The following is an 18,829-nucleotide window of genomic DNA, read 5'->3' as shown; positions in this document are numbered from 1 at the left end:
TAAAAAAGCCCTAGAGTTATTGTTAAATAAGCTTCTAGGGCTTTTTCATTATATTGATAAGAACTTATTTTTTTATATTATAGAAAGCATTTAAGCCTCTATACTCTGCCATTTCGCCTAATTCCTCTTCTATTCTAATAAGCTGGTTATATTTTGCTACTCTTTCTGATCTTGCTGGTGCACCAGTTTTTATTTGACCTGAGTTTACTGCTACAACTAAATCTGCAATAGTTGTGTCTTCTGTTTCTCCTGATCTATGGGAAACAACTGCTGTATATCCTGCTCTTTCTGCCATTTCTATAGCATTTAAAGTTTCTGTAAGAGTTCCTATTTGGTTTAATTTTATAAGTATAGAGTTTGCAACCTTTTTTTCTATACCAGTCTTCAATCTACTTGTATTTGTTACAAATAAGTCGTCACCTACAAGTTGAACTTTGTCACCCAACTTTTCAGTAAGCATTCTCCAACCTTCCCAATCCTCTTCTGCCATACCATCCTCTATTGATATTATTGGATACTTATTAGCGAGGTTCACATAGTAGTCAGTCATTTCTTCTGAGCTTAATACTTTTCCTTCACCTTTTAAATTGTATTTACCATTTTCATATATTTCAGATGAAGCAGGGTCTAGTGCTATAAATATTTCTTTTCCAGGCGTATATCCTGCTTTTTCTATAGCCTCAACTATAACCTGTATTGCCTCTTCATTTGATTTTAGGTTTGGAGCAAATCCACCCTCGTCACCAACTCCAGTATCATATCCTTTTGATTTTAGTAATGATTTTAATGTATGATAAACTTCTGCACTCATTCTCAAAGCTTCACTAAAGCTTGGTGCTCCTGCTGGCATAATCATAAACTCTTGTAAATCTACATTGTTGTCAGCGTGCTTTCCTCCATTTATTATATTCATCATTGGTACAGGAAGAACTTTCGCATTTACTCCTCCTATATACTGATAAAGACTTAACCCTAAATATTCAGCAGCTGCTTTAGCGCAAGCAAGTGATACTCCAAGTATTGCATTAGCACCAAACTTTCCTTTGTTTTCTGTACCATCAAGTTTTATCATAGTTTTATCTATTAAAACCTGATCAAATACATTCATTCCGATAAGCTCTTCAGCTATGTAATTATTTACGTTATCTACAGCTTTTAAAACGCCTTTTCCATTATATTTTGATTTATCATCATCTCTTAGCTCTACTGCCTCAAACATACCTGTGGAAGCTCCTGATGGTACAGCGGCTCTTCCAACAGTTCCATCCTCCAGCACAACCTCTACTTCTACTGTTGGAAAAGCTCTTGAGTCAAGTATTTGTCGTGCAACTACATCTACAATTTCAATGTAATTTTTCATAAAAAACACCTCCATATTTTAATACCATAGTTCAAAAATGAATTTTCTTTCAACATTTTAATTATACCTAAAAAAATGAAAATTATGAATTTATATTTCTAATTTTAGAATAAGGCAAATTCGAATAAATAACAAGTTAATATGATGTAAAATAAACTATCATACTTAATTGCTATTTATCTCCATATGTATAAGGTTATTTATAGTTATTTTTTGTCTTAAATTGTTGTAATCCTAAGAAGAATTTATTAATATTGCGAAAAAAATTTTTAAGTTTTTTAGATACTTTTTTATTTAAAGTGATATATTTTTCTGTTTTCATTAATATAAATTTTATAAAGTAATATTAATCCTAATATTACCAGAAACTACATCAGCGCTTAAAAAGATGGTAACAGCATAAATCATATATTATGGAGGGGATGAGATGTATAAAATTACAAACAAGAAAATGCTAGATTCTAATACTTTTTTAATGGATATTGAGGCTCCAAGAATTGCTAAATCTTGCTTGCCAGGACAATTCGTTATAGTGAGAAGTGACGAAAAAAGCGAAAGAATCCCTTTGACTATCTGTGACTATGACACTAATAGAGGAACTGTGACTGTTGTGTTCCAAGCACTCGGTATCTCTACTCGTAAGATATCCACCTACGAAATTGATGAATCATTTTTAGATTTTGTAGGTCCACTAGGACACCCTTCTGATTTATTAAATGAAGATTTAGAGGTTTTAAGAAATAAAAGCATAGTATTTGTAGCTGATGGCATCGGTGCAGCGCATGTATATCCTCAGGTTAAATGGCTTTATGATCACGGAATTGATGCAGATGTAATAGTTGGATGTGAATCAAAAGAGCACTTATTGCTTGAGAAAGAAATGAGAACCATATCTGCTAATTCATATATAGCAACTAATGATGGAAGCTATGGTTATAAAGGTTCTGCCGAAGAGCTATTGAAAGAGCTTATTGAAAATGAAAGAAAAAATTATGACCATATTGTTGCTGTAGCTCCAATGACTATGATGAAATCCATATGTGAATTTACGAAAGGTTTTGGTATTAAAACTATAGTAAGCTTAAAACAAATAATGATAGATGGAATAGGCTTATGCGGAGGTTGCAGAGTTACTGTAGGCGGAGAGACTAAATTTACTTGTATAGATGGACCAGAATTCGATGGTCATTTAGTTGACTTTGAAGAAGCAATAAGAAGACAAGCTATGTACAAAAAAGAAGAAGCTCATAAGTGTCGTGTAGGACTAAACTTATAGGTAATTTTAAAAAATAGGTCGCATTTTTTAGAGGACAAAGGACAATTGACAGAGGACAATGAAGGAGGATTTTTCTCCGCTAAACTACGAAAAATCTTTAATTATATTATAAGGCGATGTTTTACATTAGTGAAACCAGTCAAAGTATAAATTAGTTTTCTGACACAAGGAAGAAAACTCACCTTCATTGTCCTCTACTCTCTGTCAAATGTCCTCTTAAAAATTTTTTGTAACAAAATTTTAAAAAGGAGTGATAAAGGATGGCTTGTGACTGTGAAAAAAATTTAGAGTCAAAATTTAGCACTAATCAGGTTGATCTATCCTTAATGGACAATGTATTTGATAGATATCACAAGGAAAATGGAAACTTGATTAGCATATTGCAAGATGCACAGGGTGTATATGGCTACCTCCCCCTTGATGTGCTGAAATTAATCGCGGATAAGACAGGTAATAAAAGAGCAAAGGTATATGGAGTTGCTACATTCTATTCTCAATTTAGATTAAATCCTGTAGGTAAGTATATTATACTTCAATGTCAGGGAACAGCTTGTCACGTAAACGGTTCAGAAGCAGTAGGAAATGCTATTTGTGATGAACTTGGGATTAGCCCAGGAGAAACAAGCAGTGATGGAATGTTCTCACTTGAAGATGTAGCGTGTCTTGGTTGCTGCAGTCTTGCACCTGTAATTATGATTAATGGAGAGGCATATGGAAATTTGACGCCTGATGGTGCAAGAAGAATTATTAAGGATATATATGCTAAAGAAAAGGAGGAAGCTGTTTAAATGAAGATTAGAATAGGATTTGGCAGCTGCGGTATAGCTGCAGGGGCTAAAAAAGTTAAAGATAGATTAAGCGAATTAATTAATGAAAAGAACTTAAATATTGACCTTTCAATTACTGGCTGCATAGGCATGTGTTTTTATGAACCAATAGTTGATATTATTGATGGCGATGCTGTGTTTACATATGCCAATGTTACAGCAAGCTTAATTGAAGAAATAGTTGATAGTCACATTATTAATGGAGAACCACTTAGTCAGTATATAGTATCTACTGATAAGGAACCATACCCTCAGTTAAAGAATCAGGTCAGAATTGTACTTAAAAATTGCGGGATAATCAATCCTGAGAAAATTGATGAATATATTGAGAACAATGGATATAAGGCACTCAGTAGAGTTGTTAATGAAATGACTCCTGAAGAGGTTATTGAAGAAATAAAGGTATCTGGATTAAGAGGTAGAGGTGGCGCAGGTTTTCCTACTTGGTTTAAATGGGATGCTGCTAAAAAATCTAAGGGTCAGGATAAATATGTAGTATGTAATGCTGATGAAGGAGATCCAGGTGCATTTATGGATAGAAGTGTACTTGAAGGTGATCCTCATGCAGTTCTTGAGGGTATGGCAATAGCAGGCTATGCAATGGGCGCAAAGAAGGGTTTCATATACTGTCGTGCTGAATACCCCCTTGCAATAGAAAGACTTAAAATAGCAATTAACCAAGCAAGAGAGAGAAATTATTTAGGTAAAAATATACTGGGTTCTAACTTCGAATTTGATATATTAATCAAGACAGGTGCTGGAGCATTTGTATGCGGGGAAGAAACTGCATTAATCGCATCTCTTGAGGGCGAAAGAGGTATGCCAAGATTGAAGCCTCCATTCCCTGCTCAATCTGGATATTTTGCAAAACCAACAAATATAAATAATGTAGAAACCTATGCCAACGTTCCATGGATATTAGTAAATGGAGGGCAGACATTCGCTGCTTATGGTACTGAAAAGAGCAAAGGTACAAAAGTATTCGCTCTTGCAGGTAAGGTTAAAAAAGGCGGGCTAGTAGAAGTTCCTATGGGAATGAAACTCAGAGATGTTATCTATGGAATAGGCGGAGGAATAAAACAAGACAAAGAATTTAAAGCAGTTCAAATGGGCGGCCCTTCTGGTGGATGCATACCAAAAGAATTACTGGATACTCCTGTTGACTATGAATCAATTAGTAAAACCGGTGCCATCATGGGATCTGGCGGTATGATTGTAATGGATGAAAATACATGTATGGTAGATATGGCAAGATTCTTTCTTGATTTTACCTGTAAGGAATCCTGTGGAAAATGTATATATTGCAGAATAGGAACAAAAAGAATGCTTGAGATGCTGGAGCGGATATGCTCAGGGAATGGCAAAGATGAGGACATTAAAACATTAGAAGAATTATGTGTAAGTATTAAGGATGGATCTTTGTGCGGACTTGGCCAAACTGCACCTAACCCTGTACTTACAACGATAAGATATTTTAGAGATGAATATTTATCCCATATAGAAACTAAAAAGTGTCCAGCTAAACAGTGTAAGAGTCTTTTAACCTATACAATTTCTGCTGACGCTTGTAAGGGCTGCACCCTATGTGCAAAAAAATGTCCAGCTGAGGCTATTAAGGGTCAGGTAAAAGAGGCCCATGAAATAGACCAAGAAAAGTGTATAAGATGCGGCAATTGTATAACAGTATGTAGATTTAATTCTATCAATGTAGAGTAGAAGGAGAGGTGGTATATATGGGAACAATTAGAGTGAATATAAATAATAGAGAGTTGGCTGCACAAGAAGGAGCTACAATATTAAAAATAGCACTTGATAATGAAATAGACATTCCAAACCTTTGTTATGATAGCAGAATGAAACCCTATGGTGCATGCGGTGTATGTGTTGTTGAAATAGAAGGAAATCCAAAGCTTCAAAGAGCATGTTCAACAATAGCATCAGATGGTATGGTAGTAAAAACAGATACAGCCAGAACTATATCCGCAAGAAAAGCTGCTTTTGAGCTTTTAGCCTCAGATCATAGGGGAGATTGTAGACCTCCATGTGTAAATGCATGCCCTGCACATACAGATTGTCAAGGATATGTTGGTTTAATTGCTAACGGACAATATGAAGAAGCAATAAAGCTTGTTAAAGATGTTGTAGCACTACCTGCAAGTATAGGGCGAGTTTGTCCTCACCCATGTGAAACAGCTTGTAGACGTCAGAATTCTGATGATCCAATAGCAATTGCTGAGCTTAAAAGATTCCTTGGAGATATAGATGTAAACAATGGTACATTTGTGCCAGATGTTAAGGAGAAAACTAATAAAAAGGTTGCAATAATTGGCGCTGGTCCAGCAGGTATATCCTGTGCATACTTCCTCGCAATGGAAGGTCATGAAGTTGTAATCTATGAAAGTATGCCTAAACCTGGTGGAATGCTCAGATATGGTATACCACAATATCGTCTTCCTAAGGAAATATTAGATGCTGAAATAGATACCTTAAGAAAAATGGGCGTAGAGATTAAATGTAACGTTAAACTTGGTGCAGATATAAGTCTACCATATCTTCAAAAAACATATGATGCTGTCTTCGTAGCAATAGGCGCTTGGGCAAGTTCAGATATTGGATGTAAAGGTCAAGATATGGAAGGTGTTCTTGGCGGTATAGACTTTTTAAGAATGGCTACACAGTCAGAGCCAATATATATGGGTAACAAAGTTATAGTTATTGGCGGTGGAAACACTGCTATGGACGTTGCCAGAACTGCTGTAAGACTTGGAGCAGAAAACGTTAAACTTCTATATAGAAGGACCAGAGATGAAATGCCTGCAGAAAAAATTGAAATAGATGAAGCAGAAGAAGAAGGGGTAGAATTTAATTTTCTTGTAGCACCTGTAGAAATCACGGGTAATGGTACAAGAGCTACCACTATAAGATGCCAAAAAATGAGGCTTGGAGAAGCCGATGCATCTGGAAGAAGAAAACCTGAACCTATAGAGGGAGAAGAAATTACTTTTGAAGCAGATCTTATTGTTTCAGCAATTGGACAGAGAGTAAATGCAGATTGTGTCAAAGAACTTACAACAACAAGAAAAGGCACTATTTCAGTTAATGAAAATACCTTTGAAACAAATATTGAAGGTGTATTTGCAGGAGGCGAAGCTTCAACTGGACCTAAGATAGCTATAGAGGCAATAGCTCAAGGGAAAAATGCTGCAAGAGTTATCCATAGCTATTTAAATGGCGTTATAATTCCAGTTGCTAATCCAAACTATATAGTTCAAAATGATTTATGTAAAAAGGACTTTGAACATGTAGAAAAACAAAATAGAGAGCCTCAAGTAGTAGTCCCTGCAGAAAAAAGAAAACTTAGCTTTAGCCCAATCTCTGAAACCTTTACTGAAGAAGTAGCTTTAAGAGAGGCTTCAAGATGTCTTGAGTGTGGATGTCATGATTATTTCGAATGTAAGCTTATAAAATATATTGAAAAACATGATATAGATACTGAGAGAATATGTGGAGAAAAACATAAGAGACAAGAAGAACAAAATCATCCTTTCATAACAAGAAATGCTGATAAGTGTATACTGTGCGGTCAGTGCGTTAGAGCCTGCGAGGAATTTATAGGAGTTACAGCTATAGGACTTGAAAAGAGAGGCTTTGACTCTAAGGTAATTCCTGAGTTTAACTTACCTCTTCAAGAAAGCTCATGTATATCCTGCGGTCAGTGTGTAGATGTCTGCCCAACTGGAGCATGCATAGAAAAAGAAGCTGTTAAAAAACAGGTTCCTGTAGATTTTGACAATATAAATTCTGTATGCAACTACTGCGGTGTAGGATGTAATTTGGTACTTCAATCTAAAGGAAACCTTGTGTACAAATCTATCCCAAATAGAAGTAAAGATGAAGGCCTACTATGTGTTAAAGGTAGATTTGGCATAAACTTTATCAATGATAAAAATAGAGTTAAAACATCTGTTGTAAGAAGAAAGGGAGAAAGTATTGAGGTTGATTTAGAAGAAGCTCTAACTCTTATCTCTAAAAATCTTCAACTAGTAAAAGGTCAATATGGAGATAACAGTGTGGCAATTCTTGCTTCACCAAGGTTTGCTAACGAAGAGGTATTTATTGCTAAAAAGATTGCAGATAAACTAAATACGAGTTTTATAGGCTCAATGACTAGCAGTGAGGCTTCAGGAATGGAAAGTGTCATTGGATATAATGCTTCTACAAATAGTTATGATGAGTTATACAGCACCGATTTAATAGTTTCAATAGGAAATGTAGATGAGAATCATCCCGTTATGGCAGTAAAGATGAAGTACGCTGCTAGAGAAAAAGCTAAACTAGTATCTATAAGCAGTAACAAAACAAGAATGGAGGATTACGCAAATATTTCGTTTAATCCTTATAACAATATAGAATTCCTAAAATCCTTCATTAAAGCATTATTTGATGGTGGATATATAAATGAAAATGAAGTTTCAAACAAAGCTGAAAATCTGGATAGTCTAAAGAATTATGTAAAAGATGCTAAGGATTGCACTGATGCCGCTAAGCTTGCTAAGATGTATGGAGAAGCTAAAAAAGCAATAATCGTCATTGATGATGATATAGTAACTGAAGATACTTATAAATTACTTGCAGACGCTGCAGTAATAACAGGCAAGATAGGAAAACCACATAGTGGAATTATAATTGTACGCTCCATCAGCAATGCTCAAGGCTTTATAGACATTGGTATAAAAGCCAAGGGTATGGAGATGCTTGAACAAATGAAAGAAGGAAAAATTAAGGCAGCTGTTATCATAGGAGAAGACCCTGTAGGTGATGATAAAGACACAGCTGAAATTTTAAAGAATCTTGAGTTCTTAGCGACCCTTGACACCTTTATGACTGACACAGCATTAATTTCAAATGTTGTTGTTCCAATTGGAAGCTTTGCTGAATCCGAGGGTACATTGACTAGATCAGATAGAAAAGTACAAAAAATTACTCCAGCAATAAGTACTGCAAATGTTAATACATTGTTTAATAACCTGTCAAAGATTGCACAACACTTAGATATAAACATTGTAACTTTGAAACAGGCATCAGAAATGTTATCCTCTGAAATAGAAGCATACAGCGGATTATGTGAAGCAGATATACAAAATGAGGAAATCTATGTACCAAACAGTAGAACAAATACCTATGGTTCACAGGTTCTTTGTACAGATGGCTTTAACAAGGAATCTAAAAAGGCTGTTTTAGCTTTACCTAACGGTGACAAAATGTTTAAAGATAAAAAAGTTTACGACTCTATTCAAATGAGATTTGATTCCTACTTAAAGGAAACGGGATTAACTAGATAGTAAATTATAAAGCCCTATATATGTTTTCTATATATCCTTTTAAAGAAAACCATATATGGGGCTTTATGAGTATAAATATTGAATTAAAGAATTAACAATCTATAGGGAAACTAACTAGAAAGTTAGCTTATACAGAGGGATATGTTTCCAAAGCTGAAGTAGATTTAAAAACTTTGTGCCAATCTTAGCTAAGGGCTTTAAGAGAACCTTAGAACTTTAAGTTGGTGAAAAGCCTAAATGGCTTTTCACGAGCAACGTATCAATGGTAATTGATATGTTGGTCCGAACTGAGCGTAGCGAGTTCTCGAAAGTTCTTAGGTTGTTTTGAAGCACGCACTCTGTGTAAGCGACTATCACCAAATCAAAGATTTGGGATATCTGCTTAAGCTTTAGAGTGGCTAAAAGTTTTTAACGTGCTGAAGCTTGGAAACATATTCCGGCGTATAAGTTAACTTTCGGTCTATTACCCCTATACTTTACTTTATAAGGCTACTTCCAGTCATTTCTTTAGGCTTTTCAAGCCCCATAGTTTGAAGCATAGTTGGTGCTATATCTGCTAGTACTCCACCTTCTCTTAACTCACTAGCATTTTCTGATACATATATAAATGGAACATCGTCTGTTGTATGCGCTGTCATTGGCGCCCCTGTTGAGTAGTCTATCATCTGTTCTGCATTTCCGTGGTCTGCAGTTATAAATACTGCTCCATTCTTCTCCAATACTTTATCAACAATTTTGCCTAAACATTCATCCACAACTTCTATTGCTTTTTTGGCAGCTTCAAATACGCCTGTATGTCCAACCATATCTGGATTTGCATAGTTTAATATGATTAAATCATATTTGTCTTCATCTATTCTATTTATAAGCTCTTCTGTAACCTTATATGCACTCATTTCTGGTTGAAGGTCGTAGGTTGCAACCTTTGGTGAAGGTATTAAAGCTCTATCTTCATTTGCATTAGGCTCTTCTACCCCTCCATTAAAGAAAAAGGTTACATGAGCATATTTTTCAGTTTCAGCTATTCTTAGTTGATTTTTGCCTAGTTTGCTTACATATTCACCAAGAGTATTTGTGTAACTTTCAGCTCCAAATGCTATTTGCACATTTTCAAGTGTAGCATCATACTCTGTCATAGTTACAAATACAAGGTTTAGTGGCTCTCTTGAAAATCCGTCAAATACTCTATCATTTATTGCCCTTGTTATTTCTCTTGCTCTATCTGGTCTGAAATTAAAGAATACTACTGAGTCTTTACTATTTATTGTAGCTGTTGGTCTTCCGTCCTTAACTATTACTGTTGGAATTACAAATTCATCTGTTTTGTTATCATTGTATGATTTTTTTATGGCTTCTACTGCACTTACTGATTCTTCACCTTTTCCAAGTACCATAGCGTTATAAGCCAAGTTTACTCTTTCCCATCTCTTATCTCTATCCATAGCATAGTATCTTCCCGATACAGTGGCTATCTCTCCAACCCCTAGCTCTCTCATGAAGTTTTCAATATCTTCAATAAACTGTATTGCTGATGAAGGCGGAACGTCTCTTCCATCTGTAAAGGCATGAAGATATACCTTGTTTACTCCTTTTTGTTTAGCTAATCTTAGAAGTCCTTTTAAATGATCTATATGTGAATGAACTCCTCCATCTGATAAAAGCCCCATTAAATGAAGAGCTGAGTTATTCTGTAGTGCATTGTTTACAGCATTATTTAATGCCTCATTTTCAAAAAAGTCACCGTCATTAATAGATTTTGTTATTCTTGTAAGCGCTTGATATACTATTCTTCCAGCACCAATATTTAGATGTCCAACTTCTGAGTTTCCCATTTGTCCTTCTGGAAGTCCAACACTTAATCCACTTGCTTTTATTTGAGTATGAGGATAGTTATTCCAATATCTATCATAGTTAGGTTTGTACGCTGCTCTAATTGCATTTCCATCTTCTCTATCTGAAAGTCCGAATCCATCAAGTACCATTAGCATTACTGGTTTTTTACTCATTTTTACCCTCCAAAAGTTTTTAAGTTATAAATTTTTAAATCAACGATTGATTCATAGTATAAAAATTATGCGACGTAATTTTTTTAGAGGACAATTGACAGAGGACAGAGGACAGTGGACAGTGAAGGTAAGTTTTCTTCCTTACGTCAGAAAACTATTATATTTTTAAGCTCGTTTCGCTAAGTCGAAACATCGATTCATTGTATAAATTAAAGATTTTTCGCAGCACAGCGGAGAAAAATCCTCCTTCATTGTCCTCTGTCAATTGTCCTCTGTCCTCTATAAAAATTTTGCGTCGCATAATTTTAATAGTTTACTATTGCAGCAAAATCTTCTGCTTTTAGACTAGCTCCTCCAACTAACGCACCATCTATATCTGATTGTGCCATTTGAGCCTTTATTGTGCTTGGTTTTACAGAACCACCATATTGAATTCTTGTTTTTTCAGCAGTTTCTTTTCCATACATTCCAGCTATTACATTTCTAATATAAGCTATTGTTTCATTGGCTTGCTCATCAGTAGCTGTTTTGCCAGTTCCTATAGCCCAAATTGGCTCATAAGCTACAACTAACTTTTCAACTTGCTCATTTGTTAATCCTGCTAAATCTAATTTTATTTGTCTTCCTAAAACTTCTTCAGTTATATTTGCTTCTCTTTCTTCTAAGCTTTCTCCACAGCAAACTATTGGAGTTAAGTTGTGCTCAAAAGCCTTTTTAGTCTTCTTATTTACAGTTTCGTCAGTTTCGTTAAAATATTGTCTTCTTTCACTATGTCCAATTATTACATATTCAACACCCATAGCTGCAAGCATTGCTGGTGCAACTTCTCCAGTATATGCTCCCTTTTCTTCAAAGTGCATATTCTGTGCACCAACTTTTATATTTGTTCCTTTAACTGCTTTTAATACTGCATCTAAAGCCACAAATGGTGGGCAAACAACTACATCACCTTTTGCTTCTTTCACTAAACCTTTTAACTCTTCAACTAGTTTTAGTCCTTCTTCTATAGTGTTGTTCATTTTCCAGTTTCCAGCTATTATTGATCTTCTCATTATTAATTACCTCGATTCTATTTTATTTTAAACACTTAATAATCTTACTGTAATTCGTAACTTAAAAATTTTGCGATACAAAATTTTTAAAGAGGACAATTGACAGAGTACAGAGGACAGAGAAGGTGAGTTTTCTTCCTTACTTCAGAAAACTAATTTATTTTTGAGCTCGTTTCACTAATGTGAAACATCGGCTTATAATATAATTAAAGATTTTTTGTAGTGTAGCGGAGAAAAATCCTCCTTCACTGTCCTCTGTCAATTGTCCTCTGTCCTCTGATAAAAATAATACGTCGTATTATTTTTATTACTTGTCGTTTAGCGCTTCTATTCCTGGTAATACTTTTCCTTCTAAGAATTCAAGTGATGCTCCACCACCAGTTGATATGTGAGTCATCTTATCTCCGAATCCTAATATATTAACAGCAGCTGCACTATCTCCTCCACCGATAACAGTTGTAGCATCTGAATCAGCCATAGCTTTTGCTACTGCAATAGTACCTTTTGCAAAGTTTTCGAATTCGAATACTCCCATTGGTCCGTTCCAAATAACTGTTTTAGCTTCCTTAACAGCATTAGCATAAAGTTCAGCAGTCTTTGGTCCAATATCAAGACCCATATGTCCTTCTGGAATGTTTTGATCTTCAGTTACAATTGGAGTTGCATCTGCAGCAAACTTATCTCCAACTACGTTATCTACTGGAAGTAATAATTTAACTCCCTTAGCTTCTGCTTTATCCATCATTTCTTTTGCGTAATCAACTTTATCAGCTTCAAGAAGTGATGTTCCTATTGAAAATCCTTGTGCTTTTAAGAATGTATAAGCCATTCCTCCACCGATTATTAGAGTATCAACTTTTTCTAGTAAGTTGTTTATAACATTGATTTTGTCTGATACTTTAGCTCCGCCAAGTATTGCAACAAATGGTCTTACTGGATTTTCAACAGCTTCTCCTAAGAACTTTAATTCTTTTTGAATTAAGTATCCGCATACTGATACTGGTACAAACTGAGTAACTCCAACAGTTGAACAGTGAGCTCTGTGAGCTGTTCCGAATGCATCATTTACAAATATATCAGCTAGTGAAGCTAAATCTTTTGAGAATGACTCTTCGTTCTTTCCTTCTTCTGGTCTAAATCTTGTGTTTTCAAGAAGAACTACATCTCCGTCTTTCATGTTAGCTACAGCAGTTTTAGCATTTTCTCCAACAACAACATCATCAGCAGCAAAAACTACTTCTTTTCCTAACATTTCTGATAATCTCTTAGCAACTGGAGCTAAAGTCTTTGTTGCATCTGGTCCTTTAGCTTTTCCAAGGTGTGAGCAAAGTATAACTTTTGCTCCATTTTCTATTAAGTATTTTATAGTTGGCATAGCTCCAACTAATCTATTTTCATCAGTTATTCTTCCTTCTGCTAGTGGAACGTTAAAATCACATCTTACTAAAACTCTTTTTCCTCTTACTTCTACATCTTCTATTGTCTTTTTATTAAAAGCCATTAAAAACACCCCTCTTTTTTAAATTAGAAAACTTGGAGTGCAGCTTGCTTTTTTAACACTGGAACAAAAACAACCCACATCTCTCAATTCTATATTATATACCATTACTTAGTATTTTCCATATTTTTATCACAATATTATTAACAGGAATCAAGTTATTTGAAAAAGGTCTGGCCTTATAGCCAAAACTACAAAACCAGACCTATATGATACATTTACGTTTTAAGACTTTAACTATTTAGTAACAAAATATTTTAAAGTTCTGATTAATTGTGAAGTATATGACATTTCATTGTCATACCATGAAGCAACTTTAACTAATTGCTCACCATTTACTTCCATAACCTTAGTTTGAGTTCCATCAAATAATGAACCGAAGCTGATTCCGATTATATCTGAAGATACTAATGGTTCTTCAGTGTATCCGAATGACTCGTTAGCAGCAGCTTTCATTGCTGCATTTATTTCATCAGCTGTTACTTTCTTTTCTAAAGTACAAACTAATTCAGTTAATGAACCAGTTATAACTGGAACTCTTTGAGCTCCTCCATCTAATTTACCTTTTAATTCAGGTATAACTAAACCGATAGCTTTAGCTGCACCAGTTGAGTTTGGAACGATGTTTGCAGCTGCTGCTCTTGCTCTTCTTAAGTCACCTTTTCCGTGTGGAGCGTCTAAAGTGTTTTGATCATTTGTATAAGCATGGATTGTAGTCATAAATCCTTTTGTTAAACCAAATTTATCTTGTAATACTTTAGCCATTGGAGCTAAGCAGTTTGTTGTACATGATGCACCAGATATAACTGTTTCTGTTCCATCTAATACATTTTGATTTACGTTAAATACAACTGTCTTTAAGTCTCCTGTTGCAGGTGCTGATATAACAACCTTCTTTGCACCAGCTTGTATGTGAGCTTCTGCTTTTTCTTTTGAAGTGAAGAAACCAGTACATTCTAATACTACGTCTACTCCTAATTGTCCCCATGGTAAGTTTGCTGGATTTCTTTCAGCAGTTACTTTTATTTCTTTTCCGTTAACCACGAAAGCTCCTTCTTCAACTTTGATTTCTCCATCAAATCTTCCTTGAGCTGAATCATATTTGAATAAATGTGCTAATGTTTTAGCGTCTGTTAAGTCATTTATTGCAACAACTTCAAATTCTGGGTTGTTGATCATCAGTCTTAATGCCAATCTTCCTATTCTTCCAAAACCATTAATAGCTACTTTAACCATTGTAATTCCTCCTAAAAAATATATTTTTATATATAGATTTTAAATTTACTGTCTACTTGAAAAGATTTATTAATTCTCTAGCTGCGCCTTCGTCTGTAATTAACACTCCATTTGGATTGTTTAATTGTGTAGCAATAATTGCCTTTGCTTTACTTTTTCCTCCTGCTACAGCTATCAATGTTTCTATTTTTCCAATCTCTTCATTTCTTATTCCTATACTTGGTGTAGAATGAACTATTTTTCCTTCTTTGTTGAAATAATACCCGAAGGCTTCTCCAACAGCACCTTTATCCTTTAGCTCATCTATTTCTTCTTCTGAAAGTCCTCTTCGCTCAGCCATAAGCTCTGCTCTTCCTACACCATAAATTAATATATTTGCATTATATATGTTGCTTAATATATCCTGGATATCTGTTTCTTTTATTATGGTGCTCATAGCCTTGTCACTTAAGTTATCTGGAACATGTAGTAATTTGTAGTTTCCTTCTACCTTATTTGCAAGTTTAGCAGCTAGGGTATTTGCTTGAGTTTCTACATTTTTCCCCATTCCACCTCTGGCAGGTACTACTAGTATATCTTTCAGGCCTGCTACTTTTGGCATATTGTCAATAACTTCTTTTACGGTGGAACCTCCTGTTATAGCAATAATACTGTTGTCTTTCACTACACTTTTCAAATAATTTGATGCAGCTCTACCTAACTCGTTAATAACCGTGCTGTCTTCATTTAAATCTCCAGGAACAATTATTACATTTCTCAGTTTTAAACTCTCTTTTAAGAATTTTTCTATTTCTGATAAACCCCTTAGATGATGGATAAAATCTTTAAGCTTATCGATTATCTCTTCTCCCTCATCTGTTATTGTCATACCTGGAGTACTTATCTCTATAAAGTTTTGACTCTTTAAAAAGTTTATTTCTGTTCTTACTATTCTTTCACCAATTCCTAAATTATTAGCAAGTACTCTTCGTCCTATTGGTTGATTATAGTATATAGTTCTTAATATATTATATCTTTTCTCAAATAATTCCACTATTTCAGGAACTATTTTCTGTTGTAATTTTAAAACTTCTTCCAAACAAAACACCTCTTTGGACATTTATCGTCCCACTACTAACTTTTGTGTCCCACTTATATTATAAGACAAATATTATTTTTTTTAAATAGTATTTTCAAAAAAAATGTGAATAAATTGTGAACAATAAGGGAAGGGGACTAAAATCGTTTTCTTCCCTTAGATGACTTTATCCCCAGTTCCTCTCTATATTTTGCTACAGTTCTTCTTGAAATATTCATTCCTTCTTTATTAAGTAAATCGCATATAACCTGATCTGAAAGAGGCTTCTTTTTATCTTCTTTATCTATCAGATCTTTTATAGCCTTTTTAATTATTCTTACAGAAACATCTTCGCCAGTTCCGGAGGATGATATAGCAGTAGTAAATAAATCTTTTATTTTTACTGTCCCTCTACTTGTATATATGTATTTATCTCTAATAGCTCTACTTATAGTTGACTCATGCATTTCCAAGCTTTCTGCTACTTCTCTAAGTGTCATAGGTTTTAAATATTCTTCACCATAATCAAAGTAATCTCTTTGTAGTTCTAAAATATTCTCCAGAACTCTATATATAGTACTTTTTCTATGCTGTATACTTTTGATTAAAAATAAAGCACTATTTAGCTTTTCTTTTACATAATCTACAGCATTTTTATCATCTTCATTTCTTATTATTTCCTTATAAATTTCATTAATACTTAGTTTAGGAAGGATATCATCATTCATTATTATATAATACTCATCATCTATTTTCTTTATATATGCATCTGGAGTTATATACTTGACCTCTTCTCCAGTATAGAAACCTCTTGATGGTTTAGGATAAAGAGATTTTATTATATCTCCATACTCCTGTGCTTGTTTAACATCTATATTTAATTCCTTTGCAATGAAAGTGTATTTATTTTCAGCTAATGCTTCTAAATATTTGTCTATTATAGTATATATAATATCGTCTTCCAACGCTTTCTTATATATTTGTATTTTTAGGCATTCCTTTAAATCTCTTGCTCCTATTCCGTCTGGCTCAAGAGATTGTATTATTTGTATACAATATTCAGTAAGCTCTAGTGATATTTTTAGCTCATCACTTATATCTTTATCTTTTACTGCTAGATATCCTCTTTCATCCAAGTTTTCAATGATATATAAGCATATAGCTTTTATATATCCTTTTTCATCTAGGTCCCTTATTTGCTCTTTTAAATACTCTTTTAATGATTTTTTTTCAGAAATAAAATTAAAAGGAGACACATCATCATCTTCATTTTTTTCATAGCTATGATGGCTATAGTTATCAAATTCAAAGTACTTAATTAATTCTTTATAGTCTACTTTATTTTTTTCTTCATTATTTGCATCAATACTTTTAGCATCAAGTACGGGATTTTCTTGTAATTCCTTTTCTACATGTTCTTGCAATTCAAAGCTTGACATCTGAAGAATTTTAACCGATAACTGCATCTCTTGAGTCATTACTAATTTCTGTTCCTGAGTTAAACTTAGGCCAAAATCCATACTCATTTTTTTCACCCCGCTCTGCACCATTTAAATTTACTCATTTTATTATACCATGAAAAGGTATTTTATATAAATTTAAAATTCACAAAATAGAAAAAATGCAGAGCATTTTTTAGAGGACAGTTGACAGTGGACAATTGACAGTGAAGGTGAGTTTTCTTCCTTACGTCAGAAAACTAATTTATTTTTTGAGTCTCATTTTGCTAAAGCAAAACATCGCTTACACAGAGTGTACTCCTACGAAGCAAAATGGCAGGAGTTTCTTTATATAAATTTAAAGATTTTTCGTAACGGAGTGGAGAAAATTCCTCCTTCACTGTCCTCTGTCAACTGTCAATTGTCAACTAAAAAAGCTAGGTTTCCCTAGCTTTTTTACTATGTTATATAGATGGAGCAGCAAACTTAACTGCTTCTTCTCTTGTAGCAGGTACAACAAACTTACCAGCTTTTATAGCTTCTGTATATTTGTTAACTAAATCTAAAACATCTTTTGGAGTATTCTTATCTGAAGTTGGAGCTATACCTACACCATCCTCTTTTAATCCATACTCTATATGTTTTCCACCTTGGAACTTTCCGTTAACTACATCTTTTACTGCACTATATGTAGCAACGTCAACTTTTTTAACCATACTTGAAAGAATTATACTTGCATATTCAGGAACTGTAACTGCCTGGTCCATATCAACACCTATAGCCCAAACTTGCTTTCCTGAATCTTTAAGTTCCTTAGTAGCTTTAAACATTCCTATACCAACACCACCTGCTGCGTGATAGATAACATCACAGCCAGCACCATATAATGATTTAGCTAATTCATAACCCTTGTTTGTATCACCAAAGCTATCAGCATATTTAACCATTGTTCCTGGGCTCTTACCATCTGAGCTTATTAATCCTTTAGCTGCTTCTGGGTTTACAGCCTTAACACCTGCAGCAAAACCTACTTCAAATTTATTTATTGTTGCAAAGTCTTTACCGCCTATGAAACCAACTTTGTTAGTTTTAGTCATTTTACCAGCTATAACTCCCATCAAGAAAGAACCTTCTTGCTCTTTGAACGTTATTGATTCAACGTTTGGTGCATCAACAACTGTGTCTATTATAGCAAAATTTTTATCTTTGTATTTTCCTGCTACATTTTTCATAGCCTGCTCCATTTGGAATCCAATTCCAAAGGTTAGGTTTGATCCAGCATTAACTAATGCATCCAGATTTGATTCATAGTCTTCTTTTTTAGCTGATTCTACCGGCTTATAGTCAACTCCAAACTCTTTTATAGCTTTCTTTATTCCAGTGTCTGCTGATTGATTAAATGACTTATCATTTAATCCACCTTCATCTGTTGAAAGGCCTATTTTAACCTTAGCTCCTTGCTTAGTGCCTTCCCCTGCTGGTTGGTTTTGTTGCTTCTGTCCGCAGCCAGCAAATAATGATACTGACATTATTGCAGTAGCAAGGATAGCTACCACTCTCTTCTTATTCATTAATAATTCCCTCCTAAAAAAGTTAATTTTGTTACTAATATTTATCAGTGTATTAAGAATATTCTACAACAGGGTCAATTTTCCTCCCAAAAGTTCAATAAAATTTTACAAATGCTTATTGATTTGGGCTTTAAATCCTGTTAAAAGTTTTATTAAAAAATATAA

12 protein-coding genes are annotated in these 18,829 nt (G+C 34.2%); 4 read left to right on the top strand and 8 right to left on the bottom strand.

Annotation, left to right across the window (positions count from 1 at the left end; translation table 11 throughout):
- Positions 1–64 precede the first annotated feature (64 nt).
- Entirely contained in the window at positions 65–1,360 is a 1,296-nt protein-coding gene (gene eno / locus I6U51_RS12620) for a phosphopyruvate hydratase (RefSeq protein ID WP_211142972.1), read from the bottom strand.
- Positions 1,361–1,787: 427 nt separating this feature from the next.
- Here eno and I6U51_RS12615 point away from each other — a divergent pair, with 427 nt between their 5' ends.
- The 4 genes from I6U51_RS12615 (at position 1,788) to I6U51_RS12600 (ending at position 8,805) form a co-directional block, all read left to right on the top strand.
- Positions 1,788–2,636 (top strand): sulfide/dihydroorotate dehydrogenase-like FAD/NAD-binding protein, encoded by an 849-nt coding sequence (locus I6U51_RS12615; protein WP_211142971.1) that lies wholly within the window; start codon positions 1,788–1,790, stop codon positions 2,634–2,636.
- 260 nt (positions 2,637–2,896) lie between these two features.
- Complete coding sequence (nuoE, locus tag I6U51_RS12610) at positions 2,897–3,424, top strand: NADH-quinone oxidoreductase subunit NuoE (RefSeq protein ID WP_211142970.1); 528 nt, start codon at positions 2,897–2,899, stop codon at positions 3,422–3,424.
- The gene (locus I6U51_RS12605) at positions 3,425–5,179 is read left to right on the top strand and encodes an NADH-quinone oxidoreductase subunit NuoF (RefSeq protein ID WP_211142969.1); all 1,755 of its coding nucleotides are present in this window, start codon (positions 3,425–3,427) and stop codon (positions 5,177–5,179) included. It begins immediately after the preceding gene.
- Positions 5,180–5,196: 17 nt separating this feature from the next.
- Complete coding sequence (locus I6U51_RS12600; RefSeq protein WP_211142968.1) at positions 5,197–8,805, top strand: FAD-dependent oxidoreductase; 3,609 nt, start codon at positions 5,197–5,199, stop codon at positions 8,803–8,805.
- 476 nt (positions 8,806–9,281) lie between these two features.
- Here the strand turns inward: I6U51_RS12600 and gpmI are convergent, their stop codons facing one another.
- The 7 genes from gpmI to I6U51_RS12565 form a co-directional block, all read right to left on the bottom strand.
- Positions 9,282–10,811: a 2,3-bisphosphoglycerate-independent phosphoglycerate mutase gene (gene gpmI / locus I6U51_RS12595; RefSeq protein WP_211142967.1), complete on the bottom strand. Its 1,530-nt coding sequence runs from the start codon at positions 10,809–10,811 to the stop codon at positions 9,282–9,284.
- A gap of 305 nt (positions 10,812–11,116) precedes the next feature.
- Positions 11,117–11,863, bottom strand: coding sequence for a triose-phosphate isomerase (tpiA, locus tag I6U51_RS12590; protein ID WP_211142966.1), 747 nt, complete (start codon positions 11,861–11,863; stop codon positions 11,117–11,119).
- A gap of 307 nt (positions 11,864–12,170) precedes the next feature.
- Positions 12,171–13,364: a phosphoglycerate kinase gene (locus I6U51_RS12585; protein WP_211142965.1), complete on the bottom strand. Its 1,194-nt coding sequence runs from the start codon at positions 13,362–13,364 to the stop codon at positions 12,171–12,173.
- A gap of 234 nt (positions 13,365–13,598) precedes the next feature.
- The gene (gap, locus tag I6U51_RS12580; RefSeq protein WP_211142964.1) at positions 13,599–14,597 is read right to left on the bottom strand and encodes a type I glyceraldehyde-3-phosphate dehydrogenase; all 999 of its coding nucleotides are present in this window, start codon (positions 14,595–14,597) and stop codon (positions 13,599–13,601) included.
- Positions 14,598–14,649: 52 nt separating this feature from the next.
- Positions 14,650–15,675 carry a sugar-binding transcriptional regulator gene (locus tag I6U51_RS12575; protein WP_211142963.1) on the bottom strand — a complete coding sequence of 342 codons (1,026 nt, stop codon included), beginning with the start codon at positions 15,673–15,675 and terminating at the stop codon, positions 14,650–14,652.
- 137 nt (positions 15,676–15,812) lie between these two features.
- Entirely contained in the window at positions 15,813–17,174 is a 1,362-nt protein-coding gene (gene rpoN / locus I6U51_RS12570; protein ID WP_211143114.1) for an RNA polymerase factor sigma-54, read from the bottom strand.
- A 383-nt stretch (positions 17,175–17,557) separates the two neighbouring features.
- Positions 17,558–18,664 (bottom strand): BMP family lipoprotein, encoded by a 1,107-nt coding sequence (locus I6U51_RS12565; protein WP_211142962.1) that lies wholly within the window; start codon positions 18,662–18,664, stop codon positions 17,558–17,560.
- Positions 18,665–18,829 lie beyond the last annotated feature (165 nt).

The organism is Clostridium aciditolerans, from assembly GCF_016316925.1.
Classification (GTDB): domain Bacteria; phylum Bacillota; class Clostridia; order Clostridiales; family Clostridiaceae; genus Clostridium_AM; species Clostridium_AM aciditolerans.
This window is presented reverse-complemented; position numbering and strand designations above follow the sequence as displayed.